The sequence below is a fragment of the Pseudomonas sp. RA_5y_Pfl1_P24 genome, from assembly GCF_963970945.1.
Lineage (GTDB): Bacteria > Pseudomonadota > Gammaproteobacteria > Pseudomonadales > Pseudomonadaceae > Aquipseudomonas > Aquipseudomonas tritici.
Window position 1 is genome coordinate 117452 of record NZ_CAXAOJ010000014.1, and the last position, 20345, is coordinate 137796.

At 59.3% G+C, this 20345-nt stretch carries 18 protein-coding genes and 2 pseudogenes; 13 read left to right on the top strand and 7 right to left on the bottom strand.

The window, feature by feature from the left end:
- Window positions 1-45: 45 nt before the first annotated feature.
- Window positions 46-999 carry a homoserine kinase gene (locus AACY30_RS22305; RefSeq protein WP_339470476.1) on the bottom strand — a complete coding sequence of 318 codons (954 nt, stop codon included), beginning with the start codon at window positions 997-999 and terminating at the stop codon, window positions 46-48.
- 56 nt (window positions 1000-1055) lie between these two features.
- A complete protein-coding gene (locus AACY30_RS22310; protein WP_339419185.1) occupies window positions 1056-1346 on the bottom strand; it encodes a DUF2782 domain-containing protein in 291 nt (96 codons plus the stop codon).
- Between the two features lie 74 nt (window positions 1347-1420).
- Here AACY30_RS22310 and polA point away from each other — a divergent pair, with 74 nt between their 5' ends.
- Complete coding sequence (polA, locus tag AACY30_RS22315) at window positions 1421-4198, top strand: DNA polymerase I (RefSeq protein WP_339470474.1); 2778 nt, start codon at window positions 1421-1423, stop codon at window positions 4196-4198.
- Between the two features lie 268 nt (window positions 4199-4466).
- Here polA and yihA read toward each other — a convergent pair whose 3' ends face one another.
- On the bottom strand, window positions 4467-5108 hold the full coding sequence (gene yihA / locus AACY30_RS22320) for a ribosome biogenesis GTP-binding protein YihA/YsxC (protein ID WP_032862650.1): 642 nt from the start codon (window positions 5106-5108) through the stop codon (window positions 4467-4469).
- Window positions 5109-5299: 191 nt separating this feature from the next.
- Here yihA and AACY30_RS27615 point away from each other — a divergent pair.
- From AACY30_RS27615 to AACY30_RS22350, 7 genes and pseudogenes are all read left to right on the top strand, one after another.
- Window positions 5300-5395, top strand: a pseudogene (locus AACY30_RS27615) (cytochrome); the annotation flags it as partial.
- Between the two features lie 3 nt (window positions 5396-5398).
- A pseudogene (locus tag AACY30_RS27620) lies at window positions 5399-5518 on the top strand (c-type cytochrome); the annotation flags it as partial.
- A gap of 36 nt (window positions 5519-5554) precedes the next feature.
- Window positions 5555-6166 carry a c-type cytochrome gene (locus AACY30_RS22330; protein WP_339470472.1) on the top strand — a complete coding sequence of 204 codons (612 nt, stop codon included), beginning with the start codon at window positions 5555-5557 and terminating at the stop codon, window positions 6164-6166.
- A 168-nt stretch (window positions 6167-6334) separates the two neighbouring features.
- Window positions 6335-6970 (top strand): thiol:disulfide interchange protein DsbA, encoded by a 636-nt coding sequence (dsbA, locus tag AACY30_RS22335; RefSeq protein WP_339419178.1) that lies wholly within the window; start codon window positions 6335-6337, stop codon window positions 6968-6970.
- Between the two features lie 10 nt (window positions 6971-6980).
- Window positions 6981-7859 (top strand): endonuclease/exonuclease/phosphatase family protein, encoded by an 879-nt coding sequence (locus tag AACY30_RS22340; protein WP_339470470.1) that lies wholly within the window; start codon window positions 6981-6983, stop codon window positions 7857-7859.
- Window positions 7856-9916 carry a GGDEF domain-containing protein gene (locus AACY30_RS22345; RefSeq protein ID WP_339470468.1) on the top strand — a complete coding sequence of 687 codons (2061 nt, stop codon included), beginning with the start codon at window positions 7856-7858 and terminating at the stop codon, window positions 9914-9916. Before AACY30_RS22340 ends, AACY30_RS22345 begins: the two co-directional genes overlap by 4 nt.
- A gap of 88 nt (window positions 9917-10004) precedes the next feature.
- Window positions 10005-10781, top strand: coding sequence for an N-acetylmuramoyl-L-alanine amidase (locus AACY30_RS22350; RefSeq protein WP_339470466.1), 777 nt, complete (start codon window positions 10005-10007; stop codon window positions 10779-10781).
- On the opposite strand, the gene AACY30_RS22355 is transcribed toward AACY30_RS22350, so the two are convergent.
- Together AACY30_RS22355 and algB are read right to left on the bottom strand one after the other, a co-directional pair.
- Window positions 10778-12565 carry an ATP-binding protein gene (locus tag AACY30_RS22355; protein WP_339470465.1) on the bottom strand — a complete coding sequence of 596 codons (1788 nt, stop codon included), beginning with the start codon at window positions 12563-12565 and terminating at the stop codon, window positions 10778-10780. The genes AACY30_RS22350 and AACY30_RS22355 overlap by 4 nt on opposite strands.
- Window positions 12566-12575: 10 nt before the next feature.
- Entirely contained in the window at window positions 12576-13922 is a 1347-nt protein-coding gene (algB, locus tag AACY30_RS22360) for a sigma-54-dependent response regulator transcription factor AlgB (protein WP_339419169.1), read from the bottom strand.
- 378 nt (window positions 13923-14300) lie between these two features.
- Between algB and AACY30_RS22365 the strand changes: the two genes are divergently transcribed.
- The 5 genes from AACY30_RS22365 to AACY30_RS22385 all read left to right on the top strand — a co-directional run bounded on the left by AACY30_RS22365 (window position 14301) and on the right by AACY30_RS22385 (window position 18707).
- Window positions 14301-14585 (top strand): hypothetical protein, encoded by a 285-nt coding sequence (locus AACY30_RS22365; RefSeq protein ID WP_339419167.1) that lies wholly within the window; start codon window positions 14301-14303, stop codon window positions 14583-14585.
- Window positions 14586-14665: 80 nt separating this feature from the next.
- A complete protein-coding gene (locus AACY30_RS22370) occupies window positions 14666-14830 on the top strand; it encodes a DUF1328 domain-containing protein (RefSeq protein ID WP_084378456.1) in 165 nt (54 codons plus the stop codon).
- A gap of 2 nt (window positions 14831-14832) precedes the next feature.
- Window positions 14833-15300: an inhibitor of vertebrate lysozyme family protein gene (locus AACY30_RS22375; RefSeq protein WP_339470464.1), complete on the top strand. Its 468-nt coding sequence runs from the start codon at window positions 14833-14835 to the stop codon at window positions 15298-15300.
- Between the two features lie 747 nt (window positions 15301-16047).
- Complete coding sequence (gene gltP / locus AACY30_RS22380) at window positions 16048-17379, top strand: glutamate/aspartate:proton symporter GltP (protein WP_339470463.1); 1332 nt, start codon at window positions 16048-16050, stop codon at window positions 17377-17379.
- Between the two features lie 98 nt (window positions 17380-17477).
- Window positions 17478-18707, top strand: a complete 1230-nt coding sequence (locus AACY30_RS22385; RefSeq protein ID WP_339438463.1) for a nucleoside recognition domain-containing protein — start codon at window positions 17478-17480, stop codon at window positions 18705-18707.
- Window positions 18708-18798: 91 nt separating this feature from the next.
- Here the strand turns inward: AACY30_RS22385 and AACY30_RS22390 are convergent, their stop codons facing one another.
- Both AACY30_RS22390 and AACY30_RS22395 read right to left on the bottom strand, forming a co-directional pair.
- Window positions 18799-19410: an ABC-type transport auxiliary lipoprotein family protein gene (locus AACY30_RS22390; protein WP_339470462.1), complete on the bottom strand. Its 612-nt coding sequence runs from the start codon at window positions 19408-19410 to the stop codon at window positions 18799-18801.
- On the bottom strand, window positions 19407-20345 hold the full coding sequence (locus AACY30_RS22395) for an MlaD family protein (RefSeq protein ID WP_339419157.1): 939 nt from the start codon (window positions 20343-20345) through the stop codon (window positions 19407-19409). Before AACY30_RS22395 ends, AACY30_RS22390 begins: the two co-directional genes overlap by 4 nt.

Here is a 20345-nt window from a genome sequence, read left to right on the forward strand (position 1 = left end):
TGTGGGAGCAGGCAAGCCAGCTCCCACATTGACCGAGTTGGGGCTTTAGAGGGCGAACGGCAGTTGGATCGTGACCTGCTGGCGTTGTGCCAAGCGATGCTCGAACTCCGCCGGGTCATGGATCAACACATCCTGCCCTGCAAACGACTCGGCGGCGATCAGGCGTGACAGCCAGAACCGCACGCACGCCACCCGCAACATCGTCGGCCACAGTTCGGCTTCCTTGGCGGTGAACGGTCGCAGGCCGGCATAGGCGCCGAGCAGCGCACGGGCGCGTTGCCCGTCAATCACGCCGGCGGCATCCGAGCACCAGTCATTCAGGGCGATCGCCACGTCGTACAGCATCGGCCCGGAGCAGGCGTTGTAGAAGTCGATCAGGCCTGTGAGGTGCGTGCCTTCGAACATCGCGTTGTCGCGGAACAGGTCGGCGTGGACGTTGGCGCGCGGCAGGGCGAGGATCTGGATCTTGTGGGCTTCGATTTCCGTCAGTGCAGCTTTCAGCAGGTGTTGCTGTGCGTCATTCAGGTGCGAGATCAGTTGCGTGCCTTCAGTCAGCATCCAATCCAGGCCACGATCGGTCTTGCGTTCCAGCACCTTTTCGCCTTGAGTCGCCAGGTGCAGGTGGCCAAGCAGGTCGCCGACCTGGGTACAGTGCTGGGCGTTGGCGTCCTTGATGTGCTTGCCGGCCAGGCGCGGTTGCAGCAGTGCCGGTTTGCCTTTCAGCTCGCGCAGTGCCACGCCGTCGGTTGTACGCAGGGCATAAGGCACGGGCAAATCAGCGTCGTGGAGCACGTCGAGCAGCTCGATGAAGAACGGCATTTCTGCGACCGGGCCGCGCTCAACCAGTGTCAGGACATACTCGCCCTGCTCAAGGCTGACAAAGAAATTGGTGTTTTCACTACCGGCGGCAATCCCCTGGAAATCAATCAGGCGGCCGAGCCCGTAAGGGGCGAGAAAGGTTTCCAGCTCGGGCCGAGCCAGGGGGGTGAACACAGACATGGTTAAAACTGCCAGTACGGGCGCCGCTGTGCGCGGCGCCAATTTAAGTTAAGAAATCATTTCCATTCGAAGATCTTCCATGACGGGATCAGCATATCCGGCTGGTCAGAGCGGATGAAGTTCGCATCGGTTCCGTCCGCGCGCACCAGGAAATAGGGAGGCGCCCCTTTCGGAGTGACCTTGATTGCGTACAGGAACCCGTTCTGACGGTACTCCTGGATGGTCTTGTCGCCTTCCGTGCGAATGGTCACTTGCGGATCACCCCCAGGCGCATCGTCTGCCGCCATGGCAGCCAACGGAGTGAGTGAAATCAAGCCGGTCAACAGCAGGCGATTAAATGTACGCATGATAACCTTGTCCCTTTGTCGTCATTGGTCCGGCTATTCTAGCGCCTGACCCGCCGAAAAGGTTGATTCTGCTCATGAGCCAAGCACCCCTCGTCCTGGTGGACGGTTCTTCTTATCTGTACCGCGCTTTTCATGCGCTGCCACCGCTGACCACCTCCAAAGGCCTGCCGACCGGTGCGGTCAAGGGCGTGTTGAATATGCTCAAAAGCCTGCGCAGGCAGTACCCGGACAGCCCGTTCGCGGTGGTGTTCGACGCCAAGGGTGGGACCTTTCGCGATGACATGTACGCCGAATACAAGGCCAATCGCCCCAGCATGCCTGATGACATGCGCCTGCAAATCGAGCCATTGCATCAAAGCGTGATCGCACTGGGCTTCCCGCTGCTATGCGTCGAAGGCGTCGAGGCCGATGACGTGATCGGCACCCTGGCCCGCAGCAGCGCCGCCGCTGACCGCCCGGTGGTGATTTCGACCGGTGACAAGGACATGGCGCAACTGGTGGACGGCCACATTACCTTGGTCAATACCATGACCGGTAGTGCGATGGATATCGAGGGCGTAAAGGAGAAATTCGGCGTCGCTCCGGAGCAGATCATCGACTATCTGGCGTTGATGGGCGATTCGTCCGACAACATTCCGGGTGTTCCTGGTATCGGTCCTAAGACCGCGTCCGGCTTGCTTGTCGGTGTGAACGGCGGCCTTAAAGAGCTTTATGAGCAGCTGGATATCGTGCCGACCCTGCCTATCCGTGGCGCGAAGACGCTGCCGGCCAAGCTGGAAGAGCATCGAGAGATGGCGTTCCTTTCCTACCAGCTGGCGACGATCAAGATTGATGTGCCACTGGATGTGGGTCTGGATGATCTGCACCTGATCGAACCGGACCGTGAAAAACTGCTGGAGCTGTATACGCTGCTGGAGTTCAAGAGCTGGATTGACGAGATCCAGCGCGACGCCAAGCGTGTGGAGCTCAAGGCTGCTCCTGTTGTTGAAGCAGTCGTTGAACCCGTGGCGCCAGCGCAGACCACCTACACCACCATCCTCGACCAGGCGACCTTCGATAGCTGGTTGAAAAAGCTCAACGACGCGAAGTTGTTCGCCTTCGACACCGAAACCACCGGCATCGACGCCCAACAGGCACAGTTGGTCGGTGTTTCCTTCGCCGTGCAGCCCCATGAAGCCGCCTACATCCCGCTGACCCACGCCTACGTCGGCGTGCCTGAGCAGTTGGACCGTGACACCGTGCTGCTGGCCCTGAAACCGTTGCTGGAAGACCCGACCAAGCTCAAGGTCGGCCAGCACGCCAAGTTCGACATGAATATCCTGGCCAACTGCGCCATCGGCGGCGACCCCGCGCACGGCATTACGGTGCGGGGCATCGCCTTTGACACCATGCTCGAATCCTATGTGTTAAACGCCACCGCAACCCGGCATGACATGGACAGCCTGGCGAAGAAGTACCTGGATTACGACACTGTCAGTTTCCAGGACATCGCCGGCAGGGGCGCCAAGCAGCTCACCTTCAACCAGATCGCATTGGAGCAGGCCGGCCCTTATGCGGCTGAAGATGCCGATGTGACCTTGCGCCTGCATCAGGAGCTGTTCGCGCAACTGTCAGCAATCCCGAGCCTGGTGAGTGTGCTCACGGATATCGAGATTCCGTTGGTACCGGTGCTGGCCCGTATCGAGCGCCAGGGTGCGCTGGTGGACAAGGAGCTGCTGGGTATCCAGAGCATCGAGCTGGGCAACAAGATGGTCGAACTGGAGCGCCAGGCGTTCGAGATCGCCGGCGAGGAATTCAACTTGGGTTCGCCCAAGCAGCTCGGCGCGATCCTTTACGAAAAACTCGGCCTGCCGGTGCTGAAAAAAACCGGTAAGGGCCAGGCGTCGACTGCCGAAGAAGTGCTGGCCAAGCTCGCCGAAGATGACTATCCGCTGCCCAAGGTGCTGATGCAGTACCGCAGCATGAGCAAGCTGAAAAGCACTTACACCGATCGCTTGCCGGAACAAATCAACCCGCGCACCGGGCGGATCCACACGTCCTATCACCAGGCCGTGGCGGCTACCGGGCGCTTGTCCTCGAGTGACCCGAATCTGCAGAATATTCCGGTGCGCACCGCCGAAGGGCGGCGGATTCGCCAGGCGTTTGTTGCGCCTAAGGGCTACAAACTGCTGGCGGCGGACTATTCGCAAATCGAGCTGCGGATCATGGCGCACCTGTCGAAGGACGAAGGGTTGATGAACGCCTTCCGTCACAACCTCGATGTGCACACGGCGACGGCCGCCGAGGTGTTCAAGGTTGAGCTGGGTGAGGTTACTTCTGACCAGCGCCGCAGCGCGAAGGCGATCAACTTCGGTTTGATCTATGGCATGGGCGCGCAGAAGCTTGGCAAGGATATCGGCGTCGATACCAAGACGGCCAAGGCGTACATCGATGTGTACTTCGCCCGTTATCCCGGGGTTCGCGAGTACATGGAGCGCACCCGCGCCCAGGCTTCCGACCAGGGTTACGTCGAAACCTTCTTCGGGCGCCGGCTGTATTTGCCGGATATCCATTCCAACAAGCCACAGGAGCGCGCGGCGGCAGAACGCACCGCGATCAACGCGCCAATGCAGGGCACGGCGGCGGACATCATCAAGAAAGCCATGGTGCTGGTGGACAATTGGCTGACCGATTCGGGCCTGGATGCCAAGGTCATCCTGCAGGTGCACGATGAATTGGTGCTGGAAGTGCGTGAGGACTTGGTGGCCGAAGTCAGCGAGAGGATCCGTGAGCACATGAGTGCGGCTGCTCAGTTGGATGTGCCACTGCTGGTGGAAGTAGGTGTGGGCGATAACTGGGACGAAGCGCACTGATTACGAGGCTTTGCCACCACCTTGGGTGGTGGCACAGTGCTTTAGTCCGGAAGTCGCTGTCAGTTATTTCCAATAGTTTTTGAGCCTGCCGGAACTTAACCCGTGAACTGCCACTCAGAGTTACTGAATGGGTGGTGAAGCCCTTCAATGCTCCTATGTTGTGTTAAGTGTTGGCAGATATCTGGATCCCGCCCTAGCGGTCCGGAACTTGAACCCCGAACTTCCCCTCCCCATACGAAGTCCGGGGTTTTTTTTGCCTGCAGAAAAGTTACTCCGCGATTTCCGCGCCCTTGTCGGCCAATTCCATCCAGCCGGCCAGTACGGTGTAGGCGTCTTCCAGGCCCATACGCTTCGGCGCCGAGAACAGTTGGATAGTGATCGCGTCACCCCAGCCTTTACGGATTTCGGCCTGCACTTTGAGCAGAGTGTTCTTGGCGGCGCCGTAGGTCAGTTTGTCTGCCTTGGTCAGCAGGATATGCATCGGCATGCCGCTGGCAACAGCCCAATCGAGCATCAACAGGTCGAAATCGGTCATCGGATGGCGGATGTCCATCATCAAAATCAAACCCTTCAAACTCTCGCGGCCACCCAGATAAGCCTCGAGGTGACGCTGCCAGTGCAGCTTCAGCGGGATGGGTACTTTTGCGTAACCGTAGCCCGGAAGGTCGACCAGACGCCGATCATCGTCTAGCTTGAAGAAGTTGAGGAGTTGCGTGCGGCCCGGGGTTTTCGAGGTACGTGCCAGGCTGGCGTGAGTCAGGGTGTTCAGTGCGCTGGACTTACCGGCGTTGGAACGACCGGCAAAGGCGACTTCAAAGCCTTCGTCATCCGGGCATTGGTCAACTTTGGCGGCGCTGAGCATGAACGTGGACTGTTGGCACAGGCCGAGGATGGGATTCTTGAGTTGCATGAGATTTCCGATGTGGGCGATGCCGAGAAAGGGTGCGGCAAGCGGTGTCGTTTCCGTTTCAGTAGCGCCAGTATATAATGCCGCAGATTTTGTGTGTGCTTTGTCCCAGCGAAGGGCGAAGTTCACGGGAGCGAAAGACCTTTATTGCGCATTAGAACGCAAAACGCTCTCAAACCCTGAATGGTCGACGTTTGACCAAGTGGTTGCGCGCTGTCGGTGTCCTGGCCCCGCTTTAGGGTGCTCAGGCTACACAGGATCCGGAAGCAGTGTACAACCGAGTTTGCGTGGTCACGCGGGTGCAACACGTGACCCAGGGTTTCAAGGCAATGCCGCCGCGTGGTTTGTGCATGGACTGCAGTACTGAGGATTACCAGGCCATCATTGAGTTGATGGTGAGTAAACCCGGTTGATAACTCTTAAACCCTTAGCCGTAGTTGGATTAGCTGATGAACAAACTGATCGTGAGTCTGCTGTTGACCTTGGGCATCACTGGTGTTGCCCATGCTGCAGGCGACGCTACAGCGGGCCAGGCGAAAGCCGCTGTATGTGGTGCTTGCCATGGACCGGATGGTAACAGCCCGGCGCCGAACTTCCCCAAACTGGCCGGCCAGGGAGAGCGCTACCTGACCAAGCAGATGCAGGATATCAAGTCTGGCAAGCGCACCGTCCTGGAAATGACCGGCTTGCTGACCAACCTCAGCGATCAGGACCTGGCAGACATCGCCGCGTATTTTGCCAGCCAGAAAGGCAGTGTGGGAGCTGCCGATCCGAAACTGGTGGCCCGTGGTGAGAAACTGTTCCGCGGCGGCGACCTGGAAAAAGGTCTTCCTGCCTGCACCGGCTGCCACTCGCCAAATGGCGCCGGTATAGCAGCCGCTGGCTTCCCGCACTTGAGTGGCCAGCACGCAACCTACATCGCCAAACAGTTGACCGATTTCCGTAAGGAAGAGGACGGGCGAAGCAACGACGGCGATGCGATGATCATGCGCACAATTGCTCGCAAGCTGAGTGATGAAGACATTGCGGCGGTCTCCAGCTACATCCAGGGGCTACACTGAGGCGCACACGACGTTAACGCTCGATTAATCCATCGATGCAAGCATAAAAAGGGTGGCTTAGGCTGCCCTTTTTTGTGGCCGCTACCGTTACACTAACGAACTCATGCCCGCGTAGACCTGTCACAACAAAGGTCGCGTGAGGCGACTTTATTTGTCCAGGAGTAAAGCATGCGTAATCTGATCCTCAGCGCCGCTCTCGTCACTGCCAGCCTCTTCGGCATGACCGCACAAGCTGCCGACGTGCCGCTTGAAGCCGGGAAAACCTATGTTGAATTGGCCAACCCGGTTCCGGTTTCGGTGCCAGGCAAGATCGAAGTGGTGGAGCTGTTCTGGTATGGCTGCCCGCATTGCTACGCTTTTGAGCCGACGATCAACCCATGGGTTGAGAAACTGCCTAAGGACGTGAACTTCAAACGTATCCCTGCCATGTTTGGCGGCCCATGGGATGCTCATGGCCAACTGTTCTTGACCCTGGAAGCCATGGGCGTAGAGCACAAGGTGCACAACGCCGTGTTCAATGCGATTCAGAAAGAAGGCAAACGCCTGACCAAACCAGACGAAATGGCTGACTTCGTTGCCACCCAAGGCGTCGACAAGGACAAGTTCCTGGCCACCTTCAACTCCTTCGCGATACAGGGCCAGATCAAACAGGCCAAGGAACTGGCGCAGAAGTATGGCGTGCAAGGTGTACCGACGCTGATCGTCAACGGCAAATACCGTTTTGACCTGGGTACTGCTGGCGGCCCGGAAGCTGTCCTTAATGTTGCCGACCAGCTGATCGCCAAAGAGCGCGCAGCCAAGTAAGGGGCCTGTCATGCGCCGCTGGGGTACCGAACGTGTGGTTGGCCTGCATGATCCGCAGGTCAACGAACATCACCTGGAAACCACAGGTTTGCTGCCGGACAGTCGTCTGCGGCTGCTGAGCTTCAATATCCAGGTGGGCATCAGTACCGAGAAGTATCGGCATTACCTCACCCGTGGCTGGCAACACCTGTTGCCCCACAATGGGCGCGCCGGCAACCTGCAAAAGATCGGCAACCTGTTGAATGACTTCGACCTAGTTGCCCTGCAGGAAGCCGATGGCGGCAGCATGCGCTCCGGCTATATCAATCAGGTGGAGCACTTGGCCCAGCTGGGTGCCTTCCCTTATTGGTACCAGCAGCTTAATCGCAACCTCGGGCGTCTGGCGCAGCACAGCAATGGTGTGCTCAGCCGCTTGAAGCCTTCTGCCATCGAAGACCACCCGCTGCCAGGCCCCAAGGGCCGCGGCGCTATCCTTGTGCGTTTTGGCGAGGGGCCAGAGGCTTTGGTCGTGGTGATGATGCACTTGGCGCTGGGTGCACGCACCCGGACCCTGCAATTGGCCTACATCCGAGAGCTGATTGGCAATTACAAACACCAGGTGCTGATGGGGGACATGAACACCCATGCCAGCGACCTGCTGCTGAATTCCCCGTTGCGCGACCTTGGCCTACTGGCACCGCAAGCCGAAGCTACGTTTCCCAGCTGGCGCCCGCAACGCTGTCTTGACCATATCCTGCTAAGCCCGACCCTCACACTCGAGAGTGTGCAGGTGCTGGCGCAGCCCATCTCCGATCACCTGCCGGTCGCGGTAGAGATTCGTCTGCCGGGTTCGCTCACGGCCGATGCATTCCCCGCGCTGAGTCCCGGCCCTCGCGGACCCCTTGCATGAGCGACGACGCCCAGCGCTGGAAAGAGAAGTACCTTAAAAGCATTGAGCAACAGGAAAAGCTCGAACGTCGCTGGGCTGCCCGCCTTGACCTGATGCGGCGTGGGCTCGTACGCAGTACGTTGGCGGCTGAGGGCACCGATCGCGCGGTTGACCAATGCATGAAGGAAATGCGCGACGTTGTCCGCACGGATGACATGGACGCCGCCCTCGCCGCGTTGCTGCCGCGCCTGGAAAAGGCCGTTCTTGAGTCAGAGCAGCGCCGCGAAACCCGGGTCGATCAGATCAGCACTGCGCTGACCTCCTTGGTCACGCAACTGCAAAAGCTGCCGTTGCCCCGTGAGGTCATCCGGCCGCTGAAGGCGTTTGCCAAGCAGTTGGACGGACGCGTCGGCCAGGCACGTGAGATCCCGTTGTTGCTGAGCGAGTTGAGTGGCCTGCAAAGCCAGGCGCTGAATAACCTGGAGCCCGGCGGCGAAACCACGCGCGCAGGGCCTGGGCTCTTGCAGCGTCTGTTTGGTTCCAAGGATTTCGCGAACGAGGCGCTAGCAAACGAACCGGTCCCCATCCCGGCATCGCAACCCCCTGTGGCCAAGCCCGTCGCCGAGCCTCAGCAGCCCGAGCAGTCCGAGGAGCTGACGCAAGCCTTGCGCGCCTTTGCGCCACAGCCTCAAGAGCCGGCTGTCCTTGCAGTTGAATCGGATGCACCGGCAAAGGTTGCCGAGGCCTCCAGTGAAGCGTTCGTCTACGAGGCCGCCGCTCAAGCCGCTCCTGTTGAAGCGCTCGCAGCGCCCTTGGCGCGTGTGGAGCCCGAGGTCGAACTTCAGGCAGAACAGCTGGCACCGGAAAGCGCCCTTGCCGCCTTCATCGAAACACCCGAACTTCAGGTCGAAACCCCGGATAAGACTGCCATCGGCAGCCTGTCGCTCCCGCCTGTGCTGGAGGTCGAAGAGTCCAACCCCGACGAGCTGCAAGCGGATGGCGCGTATTCCTTACCCGACTCGCCGGAGCCGTCCTACAGCTTCGTGGCCAAGCACATCGAAGACACCCTGCTCGGCCTGCTGGAAGAGCTGGCATTGCCCGAGCGCCATCGGCCCCAGGCCGAAGCCATGCGTGAGCGTCTGGCCCACGGCCTGAACTGGTACGAACTGCTGCCTATCCTCGACGACCTGGCAGTCTTGATGCTGGCGATCACCGACAGCGGCCAGCATGAGTTCGAGGCTTACCTCAAGCAGCTCAACGAGCGCCTCGAAGCGTTCCAGGGGCATTTGCAGGTCGCCAGCGACGGCCACGCCGATAGCCGTTCCGCCGCCCGGGAGCTGGACACGCAGATCCGCGAACAGGTCGACGGCCTGCAAAGCAGCGTGCAGGAAGCCGCCGACCTGGACAGCCTCAAGCACGTATTGGAAAGCCATCTCGAAGGCCTGCTGGGCACCATGGATGAGCACCAGCAGCAGCGCGATCAACGTGAGCAGGAAACGGCTGCACGTCTGAAGGGCCTGGCCGAGCGGGTTGCCAATATGGAGCAGGAAGCCCAAGGCTATCGCGAGCACCTGGAGGTTCAACGCCAGAAGGCCCTGATCGATCCGCTCACCGGCTTGCCCAATCGCGCAGCGTGGAGTGAGCGCCTGGATCAGGAGGTCAACACTTGGCACCAGCGCGGCAACAACCTGTCGCTGGCGATGCTGGACCTGGATCACTTCAAGCGCATCAACGATGGCTACGGCCACCTGGCTGGCGACAGGGTGCTGAAAATCATCGCCACTGTGCTGCGCAAACGCCTGCGACCGACTGACTTTATCGCGCGCTTTGGCGGTGAAGAGTTTGTCTTGCTGATGCCTGACTCATCCTTGAAGGATGCCCTGGCGGCGGGCGAGGTGTTGCGCGCAGCGATTGAGGCGTGCCCGTTTCACTTCAAGGGCGAGCCGGTGACGATCACGGTGTCCATGGGCGTGGCGCAGTTCCAGCCGGTAGAGCGCAGTGACCTGGCGCTCAAGCGCGCCGATGCGGCGCTATATCGGGCAAAGGCAGCGGGACGGAATCAGGTGCAGGCAGCCTAAAAAATGTTCCATTTTGTAATTTGACCGCCAGGCCACAATCGGTACGTTACACTGTTGCATTATCGTCTTCAGTGTAACGTCTTCCGTCATGAAATCCTTGTACTTTGCTTTTGTGTTCCTTCTGCTTGCGGGCTGCGCCAGCGGCCCTCGCCTGGACACCAACCACCCCTCGGTGAATCACGACAACCGCGTGCAGTTCGTGGTCGTCCATTACACCTCCACCAACCTTGAACGCTCCCTGGCATTGCTCACCCACGGCCAGGTCAGCAGCCATTACCTGATCGGCGACGATGCCTCCGCCACCATTTACAAGCTGGTTGATGAGAGCCAGCGCGCCTGGCATGCCGGGGAAAGCGAGTGGATGGGGCGCACCTGGCTTAACTCCAGCTCCATCGGTATCGAGATCGTGAACCCTGGCTACAAGGACACGCCGACTGGCCGACTCTGGTACCCGTACTCTGAGGCGCAGGTGCAATCCCTGGTGGTCTTGCTCAAAGACATCAGTAAGCGCAACGGCATCGACCCCAAAAACATTATTGGTCACAGCGATATCGCACCGCTGCGCAAGTTGGACCCGGGCCCGCTATTCCCTTGGAAGCGCCTGGCTGCTGAAGGGCTGGGCGTATGGCCGGATGCCCAGGCTTTCGCGCGCTACCAGGTGCAATACGCCACCGAGCTGCCGAGCATTACCTGGTTTCAGGAAGAGTTGGCGCGTCTGGGCTACCAGACACCCCAGACCGGAGAGCTGGATGTGGCCACGCGTCATGTGATCGCGGCGTTCCAGATGCATTTCCGGCCATCGCTTTTTGACGGCGCGCCAGATGCGGAGAGTGCAGCGATCCTGCGAGCGTTGAACCACCGTTAAAGCGGTAACGCCATATAGAACTGAGTGCCTTGCCCCGGCCGCGAATACACGCCCATGCGGCCGCCGTGCAATTGCACGATCTCCTTGCACAGCGCCAGCCCCAGGCCGGCGCCGCCTTTCTTGCGGCCTACCTGGACGAAGGGCTCGAAGATCCGCCCCTGTTGCCCGTAAGCGATGCCTTCGCCGTTATCTTCGACGCTGACAATCACCCGCTCACCATGGCGGCGCGCCTGCAGGCGAATCTGCCCGCCAGTGGCTGTATGGCGCAGGGCGTTACCCAGCAGGTTATCGAGCACCCGCTCCAGTTGTGCCTGGTCTGCATACAATCTGGGCAGGTCGGATTGAGTTTCTACCAGCAGTTCGACGTTTTGCGCGTTGGCTGGCTCGACGAAGCGCGCCCGGGCGTGTTCCAGCAGGTCAGTCACATCGCACTGCCCCAGCGTGAGTTTCTGCAGGCCGTTCTGGTACCGCGAGAAATTGAGCAGGTCGTTGATCAACTGCATCAGGCGCTGCATCTCTTCATTAACCGTGTCCAGCAGGTCCGCTTCACGGGACTCTGCGGGAAACTTCGCGCGTTCGCGGAACAGTCCGAATGCCATGTGCATGCCGGTCACCGGCGTACGCAGTTCATGGGAGGCGCGTAGTACGAACTCGCTGCGCACCCGCTCGAATGCCCGTTGTTCGGTGACGTCATGCAGCACCATCACCGCGCCGAGGATATGCCCCTCGGTATGGCTCACGGGGGTCAAGCTGTAGGTCAGCAGGCGCAGTTCGCCTTCGACTTCCACTTCCAGATCGTCCGGCGCCCGCTCCAGGTTGCCGCCTCGCAGTACCAGTTGCAGTTGCTCGTCCAGTTCCGGACGCACCAACGCCTCGCCCAGGCCCTGGCCGAGGCGTTCCTCGTCCCAACCTAATTGCCGCTGGGCGACAGGGTTGAGATGCTCCAGGCGGCCTTGGCGGTCGATCATCAGCAAGCCATCGTCGATGCTGTCGAGCACCGCTTGCAGGCGCTGCTGGCCCGCCAGCAGTTCATCGACATTGGTCGCCTGATGCTGGCGCAACGCTTCGGCCATGATGCCGAAGCGCCGGGTCAACAGGTTCATTTCCGCGGCAGAGGAGATGGGCAGCGTCACCTCGAAATCGCCCTGCCCGATCTTGTCCGCCGCCTTGGCCAGGGCTTCGATCGGCCCGCCAAAACGCCGGGCAATGCCATGAGCCGTAATGAATCCGATGATCAGCACCGCGAGCCCCACCAATCCCAGAACGCCGGCAATCAGCAAGGCGCGCGCGCGGGACTTTTGTTCGCTGGCGCTGATGCTTTCCAGGGCGTGCTTGTGTTCGGCGATCAGGCCGTTACGCAGCACGTTGAAGGTTTCGTGGAGTTTTTCCTTGCTGCCCGGCGGCGGCGAAGCCTGCTGAGACTCATCGAAAGCCTTGAGGAAACTCAAGTAGTCCGTCATGGCCTCGCTGAAGCCGCTTCCGGTGTGAGCTTGCCGCTCATGGGCAATCCCCTGATCCAGCAAATCAAAGTAGCGTCCTTTCGAGGCTTCCAGGGCTTCCGGATTAGGGCGCGCCTCCAGCATCATCATCAACTGGTCGCCCAGGCTCTGACGCAGCTTGAGCCCCAAGTCGAGGGTAACGAAGTTGCTGCGAATTGAAGACTCCTGGGTCTTGGCCATTTGCATGACGCTGACCAAGCCCAGGATCAAACCTAGCAGGGCAACGGTGATCAGCGCGGAGATGCTCAGGAATAACCGAGTGCGCAGTTTCATCGCTAACTTCATAGGGTACAGCTCACAGGTTGTACTGTTTACGTTTGCGGTACAGGGTCGACGCGTCGATACCCAGGGTGCGAGCCGCCTGGTCCAGGGTGTCGCTGGTAGCGAGGACGGCGCCGATGTGTGCCTTCTCCAACTCGTCGAGGCTCAGCGCCGCACCGATACGCGGCGCATTGTTGGTCGGCTGCTCAGACATCCCGAGGTGGCTGATTTCGACCTTATCCTGGGGACAAATGATGCTGGCGCGTTCCACTACGTTGCGCAGCTCACGGATATTCCCCGGCCAGCGATAGTTGAGCAGCGCTTCGCGCGCTTCATCGCTGAAGCCGCGTGCAGGTCGGGCGTATTCCTTGACGAAGCGCGCCAGGAAACGGTCGGCCAGGGTCAGGATGTCTTCACTTCGCTCGCGTAGCGGCGGCAGGTGCAAGGTGATCACGTTGAGGCGATAGAGCAAGTCCTCTCGGAAGCGGCCGTCGCGCACCATGTCTTCCAGATTCAGGTTGGTGGCCGCGAGGATACGTACATCGGCACGACGGGTGACCGGGTCGCCCACACGCTCGTATTCCTTGTCTTGGATGAATCGTAGCAATTTAGGTTGCAAGGTGAGTGGAAAGTCGCCGATCTCGTCGAGAAACAGTGTGCCGCCATCTGCTTGGTTGACGCGGCCCAAGGTGCTTTCACTGGCACCGGTAAAGGCCCCACGGCTATGACCGAACAACTCACTTTCCATCAGCTCTGCGGTCAGCGATGGGCAGTTAATGGTCACACAGGATTTCTTTGAGCGCTTGCTCCAGCCGTGAATGGCTCGCGCCAGCTCACCTTTACCGGTACCGGATTCACCCAGGATCAAGATGTTGGCATCTGTCCCGGCCACCTGGCGTGCGGTTTCCAGTACAACCATCATCGACGGGCTGTGGGAGTCGAGGCCATCTTTCGGTTGGCGCACTTCGCCTTCGAGGGCCTCGAGGCGCGCAGAGAGTTGACGCACTTCCAGTTGCTTGGCGGTGGCGAGGCGCAGTTGGTCGGGGCTGCAAGGCTTCACCAAGTAGTCGGCGGCGCCAGCCTGGATCGCATCAACAGCGGTGTCGACCGCCGAATGGGCGGTCACAATCACCACGCGCATCCAGGGCGCCTGGATCCGCATCTGGGCCAGTACATCCAGGCCATTGTCTTCGCCCAGGCGCAAATCCAGGAAGCACAGGTCGAACACCTGGCGCTGCATCAAGGTATCGGCCTGGGCAGCGCTGTTCGCGGTAGCCACTGTGTAGCCTTCATCTTCCAGGCAATAGCGGAAGGTGCGGAGGATCGCGGATTCGTCATCCACTAAAAGAATGCGGCCTTGAAGTTCCTTGGCTGATTCCATCTGTCCCGCGCTCCCTAAAAGTATGAATGATGGTGTTTAGTCCCGGAATAATCGGGCAAGTTGCATGGTTTATTCTGATCGATAAATGGCGACGTCGTGCAGGTATCTGCAGCCCTGTCTACAAAGCCCCGTCTGATGGCGTTTCCATACCCTCGTGCCGCTTGGGCAACACACCTTACGCTTTCTATCCCTTGATCCGACCGCTGGCCGTCGTGCATTTCGCACGGCGCCAAGTGGGCGATCGTGCAGGATGCTGGGTTTATGGTGATCTATTAATAGATAAGCTATTGATTTTGTTGATATTTATTTTGTAAAAAAACTGGCATGCGCTCTGCAATATCCCTCTCACGAATAATCAAAATGTGGGAGAACAGCAGCATGACTCGCCAAAGCCTTAGTCAATTGCGTGTATCGCCACTGCGCTTGCAGCAAGGGCTGTTTGCCAGCTTGGCGCTGATTGTCACGTTGATTGGTGTTCAGCAGTTGCAACATTGGCAGCAGAGTCAGCAGCAGGTTCCTCAGTTTGAGCGTCCGGCCATGACCCAGACCCATTTCCGTTCCGTTGGCAGCGTTGCTCCCAGCGCAACAGCCCCGCAATTGCGGATGGTTGACCAGGCGTCTTCCCTGAGTGAACTGCCATCCCAAGAGCGTTGGGTGTTCTAGGCAACACAACGGCTACTCGTGTTGAGTGGCTGTGCGGCACCACAGCTGTTACCTCTTAAAGAACGATAAGGAGAATCACCATGTTGAGTTGGGCAATCACATTTCTGATCATCGCCATTGTGGCTGCAGTCTTGGGCTTCGGTGGCATCGCGGGCACCGCCACGGGTATCGCAAAAATCCTGTTTGTGGTCTTCCTGGTGATGTTCATCGTTTCTTTCTTCTTTGGTCGTCGCGGCCGAGGCTGAAAATGACCACTCTGTCCTTCAAAGCCATTACTGCCGCCCTGCTTCTGGGCGGTAGCGGCTTGGTGATGGCCGCCAATGACGGCCAATCCCGAGCCAACGAATTGCTCAGCTCGGACCCGCAATACCGTGAAAGCTGGCAAGGCGTGGTGAAGAAAGAAGAGCGTCTACCAGAATGGGTATTGAACCTGTCGGGCACGGCCGAGCAAATGAATGCCGTGGAAGAAGACGGTGATAAGTATTTGGTTGGGCCGCTCTGCGAAACCGCTGACACGTGCCTGAACAAGCGCTTGATCGTTGCCTTCAGCTTCGACAAGGAAGATGCCTACGCCATGTTGGTTGAGGTCCCGGCCGGCCTGCCGGCGGACAAATCGCCCACGCGGCATGCCGACTACCGTTTTATCGGCAAGCCGGACGAAGGTATGCAGAAGCTCCTGATGGAGCAACTGAAGAAAGATCCGAATTGGTACTAGGTTCCGCCTGACGCGATGTCGTCTGCGGAGCTGGCGTCCACTGAAAGAAGCCCCTCGCTTCTTTCTGTCTGCACAGCACGCCAAGTGCTGTGCATGACCAAGGGTCCGGGTTGTGCTGATCAATCGCGATCGGCGTGACCTACGGGTACAGGGAGTGCCTGCGAAAGGGCCGGGTCAGGAGAAAGGCTGCGACGCAGGTTCACAAGCTTATGGCTTGCTGAACTTGCGGCGCGCTTATGACGAAACGCTTTGCCTCTTTGTCCCTCTCCATATACCTGTATACCTCCCATAGTCGCAAATTTCCGTTCTGCTCGATCCCAACCATTTCTTAGTGTGTCTGCTCGACCATCTATCGAGAAAATTGGTCTGGGCATTTAGGCCATTTCTGACATTAAACAGCGGAATTCCCAAGTATTTATAGCAATGCTCGCGACACGTGCTGAATCTCTGCGCGAGCCGGGTTTGGCAGGTTCACGGCATGTTTGTCGGACAAAATGTCACATTTGAACTGACCGTTCGGACAGTTATTATGAAAAAAGGCCATGCCGATTCGGCATAGGGTAGGCGTTTACGGCATTAGACGTCGCTCCCTTGCATGGGAATAGTTGCGCCTTTTTTCGCCTGCCAGTAAGCCATTTCGGCCACGCTGCGGTGACCTTCCATGGAGGCAGATGCACACACTTTTTCGCCCTCGGGCGTTGCAGCTGGCGCGTTTGCCTTAAGTTCACTTGAAGTAAGGGTAATGACATGAAGAAGGCAAAGCTAAGCCTCGCCTGGCAGATCCTCATCGGTTTGGTGCTGGGGATCGCAATCGGTGCTGTGCTCAACCATTTCAGCGCTGAAAAGGCCTGGTGGATCAGCAATGTGTTGCAGCCAGCGGGCGATATCTTTATCCGTCTGATCAAGATGATCGTGATCCCGATTGTGATCTCCTCGCTGATCGTCGGCATTGCCGGTGTCGGTGACGCGAAAAAACTCGGGCGTATCGGCGTCAAAACCATCCTTTACTTCGAAGTCGTCACCACCATCGCCATCGTGGTTGGCCTGCTGCTGGCCAACCTGTTCCACCCGGGTGCTGGCATCGACATGAGTACCCTGGGTACCGTGGATATCTCCAAGTACCAGGCGACTGCCGCCGAAGTGCAGCATGAGCATGCGTTCATCGAGACCATCCTCAACCTGATCCCATCGAACATCTTCGCCGCCGTGGCCCGTGGCGAAATGTTGCCGATCATCTTCTTCTCCGTGCTGTTCGGCCTGGGCTTGTCGAGCCTCAAGCCTGAGCTGCGTGAGCCGCTGGTGACCCTGTTCCAGGGCGTGTCCGAGAGCATGTTCAAAGTTACCCACATGATCATGAAGTACGCCCCGATCGGCGTATTCGCACTGATCGCCGTGACCGTGGCCAACTTTGGCTTCGCCTCCTTGCTGCCGCTGGCCAAGCTGGTGATTCTGGTTTACGTCGCCATCTTGTTCTTCGCTTTCGTGATCCTTGGCCTGATCGCCCGCCTGTTCGGCTTCTCGGTGGTCAAGCTGATGCGCATCTTCAAGGATGAGCTGGTACTGGCCTACTCCACCGCCAGCTCCGAAACCGTGCTGCCGCGCGTGATCGAGAAGATGGAAGCCTACGGCGCGCCGAAGGCTATTTGCAGCTTTGTGGTGCCGACGGGTTACTCGTTCAACCTCGACGGTTCGACCCTGTACCAGAGCATCGCGGCGATCTTCATTGCCCAGTTGTACGGCATCGACCTGTCGATCGGCCAGCAGCTGATGCTGGTGCTGACCCTGATGGTCACTTCCAAAGGTATCGCCGGCGTACCGGGCGTGTCCTTCGTGGTACTGCTGGCTACCCTGGGCAGCGTGGGTATTCCGCTGGAAGGCCTGGCGTTCATCGCCGGCGTCGACCGCATCATGGACATGGCGCGTACTGCGCTCAACGTGATCGGCAACGCCCTGGCCGTGCTGGTCATCTCCCGTTGGGAAGGCATGTACGACGATGCCAAGGGCGAGCGTTACTGGAACTCCCTGCCGCACTGGCGCAGCAAGCAAGCGCTGCCGGTCGGCCAAGCCACGCGCAGCTGATAGCACGACGGCTCTGAAACAAACCCCGGAAAATTCCGGGGTTTGTCGTTTCTGCCAGCCCCGTTATCATTCGCCCCATTCTTTGGGGGGTTCAACTGATGCTCAATGGCCTGTGGCTTGGCTTCTTTGTCGTGGCAATGGTGTCAGCACTGGCGCAATGGCTGATTGGCGGTAATGCCGGGATTTTTGCGGCAATGGTCGAAAGCATTTTCGCCATGGCCAAACTGTCGGTGGAAGTGATGGTGCTGCTGTTCGGCACCCTGACGCTGTGGCTGGGCTTTTTGCGCATCGCCGAAAAAGCCGGGATCGTCGAGTGGCTGGCCAAGGCGCTGGGCCCATTGTTTCGCCGCCTGATGCCTGAAGTGCCCGCCGGCCACCCCGCCATTGGCTTGATCACCCTCAATTTTGCAGCCAACGGCCTGGGCCTGGATAACGCGGCAACGCCCATCGGCTTGAAAGCGATGAAGGCATTGCAGGAACTCAACCCCATCCCCAACACGGCGAGTAACGCGCAGATCCTGTTCCTGGTGCTCAACGCGTCTTCGCTGACGCTGTTGCCGGTGACCATCTTCATGTACCGCGCGCAGCAAGGTGCTGCGGACCCGACGCTGGTGTTTTTGCCGATCCTGCTGGCGACCAGTGCGTCTACATTGGTGGGTCTGTTGTCGGTGGCGATCATACAGCGCCTGCGTCTGTGGGATCCGGTGGTGCTGGCCTATTTGATTCCGGGTGCATTGGTGCTGGGCGGTTTCATGGCGTTGCTGGCGACGCTGTCCGCCACCGCACTGGCTGGCTTGTCGTCGATCCTTGGCAACCTCACGCTGTTCGGCCTGATCATGCTGTTCCTAGTGATCGGCGCGCTGCGCAAGGTGAAGGTATATGAGGCGTTCGTCGAAGGCGCCAAAGAAGGCTTCGATGTGGCCAAGAATCTGCTGCCGTACCTGGTGGCGATGCTGTGTGCCGTCGGCGTGCTGCGAGCATCCGGCGCGCTGGAGTTTGGTCTGGAAGGTATTCGCCACGTCGTGGCCTGGACCGGCATGGATACGCGGTTTGTGGATGCCTTGCCGACTGCCATGGTCAAGCCGTTCTCCGGCAGTGCCGCGCGGGCGATGCTGATCGAGACTATGCAAACCCAGGGCGTAGACAGCTTCCCGGCATTGGTGGCGGCGGCGATTCAGGGCAGTACCGAGACCACCTTTTACGTGTTGGCGGTTTATTTTGGTTCGGTGGGGATCCAGCGGGCGCGGCATGCGGTGGGATGTGCGTTGCTGGCGGAGTTTGCCGGCGTCGTGGCGGCGATTGCGGTGTGCTACTGGTTCTTTGGCTGAGGCTTAAACCCCTTTCGCAGGCAAGCCAGCTCTCACATTTGACTGTATTCACGCATCAAAATGGGGAGCTGGCTTGCCTGCGAAGAGGCCCTCAGCGTTTCGGTGCACTATTGCCCTGCGCAACCACCCAATCCACCACCTGCTTAGTCAACTGATCCCCTGCCTGCCCAAACCCAGCCACCACGGCCGGCACTTTGGTGTCATTCACCGGCTGCCTCACCTCAAATCGTCGACTGGCAATTATCCGCTGATCGCTCCCCCGCACCAGCCGAGCATCCAGACGTATCACCACCGCCACCGCCCCGCCCCGGTACTCACTCTGGAATGCCTGCAATTGCCCGCCCAGCTCATAGTCGGCCTGCAGATTGGTTTCGTCGGTGCTCAATAACGTTACCCGCCCATCGCGCTGAAACCCGTCCAGCAGGCGATTACGCAACAGCACCGGCGTCGGATCGCTCCAGCGCGAGTTCGCATAACTGCTGATCAGGTCGCCATTGGGCACCACGGCAATGCGCGGGCTGTCGAGAAATTCGCTGGTCTGCGGCTTGGTCACGCGCAGCGACCAGGCTACCGGGGTGCCCTGTGTGGTGGTCTGGGCCGAGGTCAGGCGATACACATCCGAAGGGTCGGCCTTGGGCAAAATCGAGCACGCGCTCACGAGCGCCAGGGCCACAGGGGCGATCATTTGGTAAGCACGCTTCATGGCGTGAACTCCTTGTTTTTGTCGCTGCCCAGCAGGTAACCGCTGGGGTTGGCTTCCAAGCGGCGAGAGATGGCGCGCAGTGAGCCGAGGGTTTCGCGCAGTTCGCGCACGGCCGGTGCCAGTTCATTGAGGCCTTGCATGCCGCTGTTTACCGAACTCTTGTTGTCTGTCAGCAAGGTGTTGATGGTGGCGGTGCTCTGTTCAAGAGACTTCATGGCCTGCTCGGCGCTGCCAAAGGCTTGTTTGCCTTGATCGTTGAGCAAGCCGTTGGCGTTGCGCATCAGCACCGTGGTTTGCTCCAGGGCGGCAGAGGCCTGCTTGCTCACTTGCATCAGTTGCTGCATCACCACCTTGATGTCGCCACGCTGGTCGGCAATCGACCCCGTGGTTTTTTCCAAGTGGTCCAATGTGTTGCTCAGGCGCTCGACATTCTGCGCGGAGAACATGTCGTTGGCGTTGTGCAGCAGCAGGTTGATGCTGGTCATCAAGTCGTTACTGTTATTGAGCAGGCGCGCGATGGGCGAAGGCGAAGCGATGATTTCCGGCAGGTTGCCGTCTTTGCCTTTGAGTTCGGGGCTTTGGGGCGTGCCGCCGCTGAGCTGGATGATCGAGGTGCCCGTAATACCGGTCAGTGCCAGTTTGGCCAGGGTGTCTTCCTTGATCGGCGTCTGGCCGGCCAGGCGGATGCGTGCGAGGACGCGGCGCGGGTCCTTGGGGTCCAGGCGCAGGCTGATAACGTCACCCACTTTGATGCCGCTGTACTGCACCGAACTGCCCTGGGAAAGCCCGCTGACGGCTTCGTTGAAGACCACTTCGTAATCCTGGAACGCGCTGTCGATGCTGGACTTGGCCAGCCACAGGCCGAACAGCATCGCGCCGACCACCACGATCACGCTGAACAGACCGATCATCACATGATGGGCTCGGGTTTCCAT

What these genes read in the sequence shown, in the direction of transcription:
- gltP (WP_339470463.1), top strand. Translation starts at nt 16,048, where the DNA reads ATGAAGAAGGCAAAGCTAAGCCTCGCCTGGCAGATCCTCATCGGTTTG.
- AACY30_RS22350 (WP_339470466.1), top strand. Translation starts at nt 10,005, where the DNA reads ATGAAATCCTTGTACTTTGCTTTTGTGTTCCTTCTGCTTGCGGGCTGC.
- AACY30_RS22375 (WP_339470464.1), top strand. Translation starts at nt 14,833, where the DNA reads ATGACCACTCTGTCCTTCAAAGCCATTACTGCCGCCCTGCTTCTGGGC.
- AACY30_RS22355 (WP_339470465.1), bottom strand. Translation starts at nt 12,565, where the DNA reads ATGAAGTTAGCGATGAAACTGCGCACTCGGTTATTCCTGAGCATCTCC.
- algB (WP_339419169.1), bottom strand. Translation starts at nt 13,922, where the DNA reads ATGGAATCAGCCAAGGAACTTCAAGGCCGCATTCTTTTAGTGGATGAC.
- AACY30_RS22370 (WP_084378456.1), top strand. Translation starts at nt 14,666, where the DNA reads ATGTTGAGTTGGGCAATCACATTTCTGATCATCGCCATTGTGGCTGCA.
- polA (WP_339470474.1), top strand. Translation starts at nt 1,421, where the DNA reads ATGAGCCAAGCACCCCTCGTCCTGGTGGACGGTTCTTCTTATCTGTAC.
- dsbA (WP_339419178.1), top strand. Translation starts at nt 6,335, where the DNA reads ATGCGTAATCTGATCCTCAGCGCCGCTCTCGTCACTGCCAGCCTCTTC.
- AACY30_RS22345 (WP_339470468.1), top strand. Translation starts at nt 7,856, where the DNA reads ATGAGCGACGACGCCCAGCGCTGGAAAGAGAAGTACCTTAAAAGCATT.
- AACY30_RS22365 (WP_339419167.1), top strand. Translation starts at nt 14,301, where the DNA reads ATGACTCGCCAAAGCCTTAGTCAATTGCGTGTATCGCCACTGCGCTTG.
- AACY30_RS22385 (WP_339438463.1), top strand. Translation starts at nt 17,478, where the DNA reads ATGCTCAATGGCCTGTGGCTTGGCTTCTTTGTCGTGGCAATGGTGTCA.
- AACY30_RS22340 (WP_339470470.1), top strand. Translation starts at nt 6,981, where the DNA reads ATGCGCCGCTGGGGTACCGAACGTGTGGTTGGCCTGCATGATCCGCAG.
- AACY30_RS22330 (WP_339470472.1), top strand. Translation starts at nt 5,555, where the DNA reads ATGAACAAACTGATCGTGAGTCTGCTGTTGACCTTGGGCATCACTGGT.
- AACY30_RS22395 (WP_339419157.1), bottom strand. Translation starts at nt 20,345, where the DNA reads ATGGAAACCCGAGCCCATCATGTGATGATCGGTCTGTTCAGCGTGATC.
- AACY30_RS22305 (WP_339470476.1), bottom strand. Translation starts at nt 999, where the DNA reads ATGTCTGTGTTCACCCCCCTGGCTCGGCCCGAGCTGGAAACCTTTCTC.
- AACY30_RS22390 (WP_339470462.1), bottom strand. Translation starts at nt 19,410, where the DNA reads ATGAAGCGTGCTTACCAAATGATCGCCCCTGTGGCCCTGGCGCTCGTG.
- yihA (WP_032862650.1), bottom strand. Translation starts at nt 5,108, where the DNA reads ATGCAACTCAAGAATCCCATCCTCGGCCTGTGCCAACAGTCCACGTTC.
- AACY30_RS22310 (WP_339419185.1), bottom strand. Translation starts at nt 1,346, where the DNA reads ATGCGTACATTTAATCGCCTGCTGTTGACCGGCTTGATTTCACTCACT.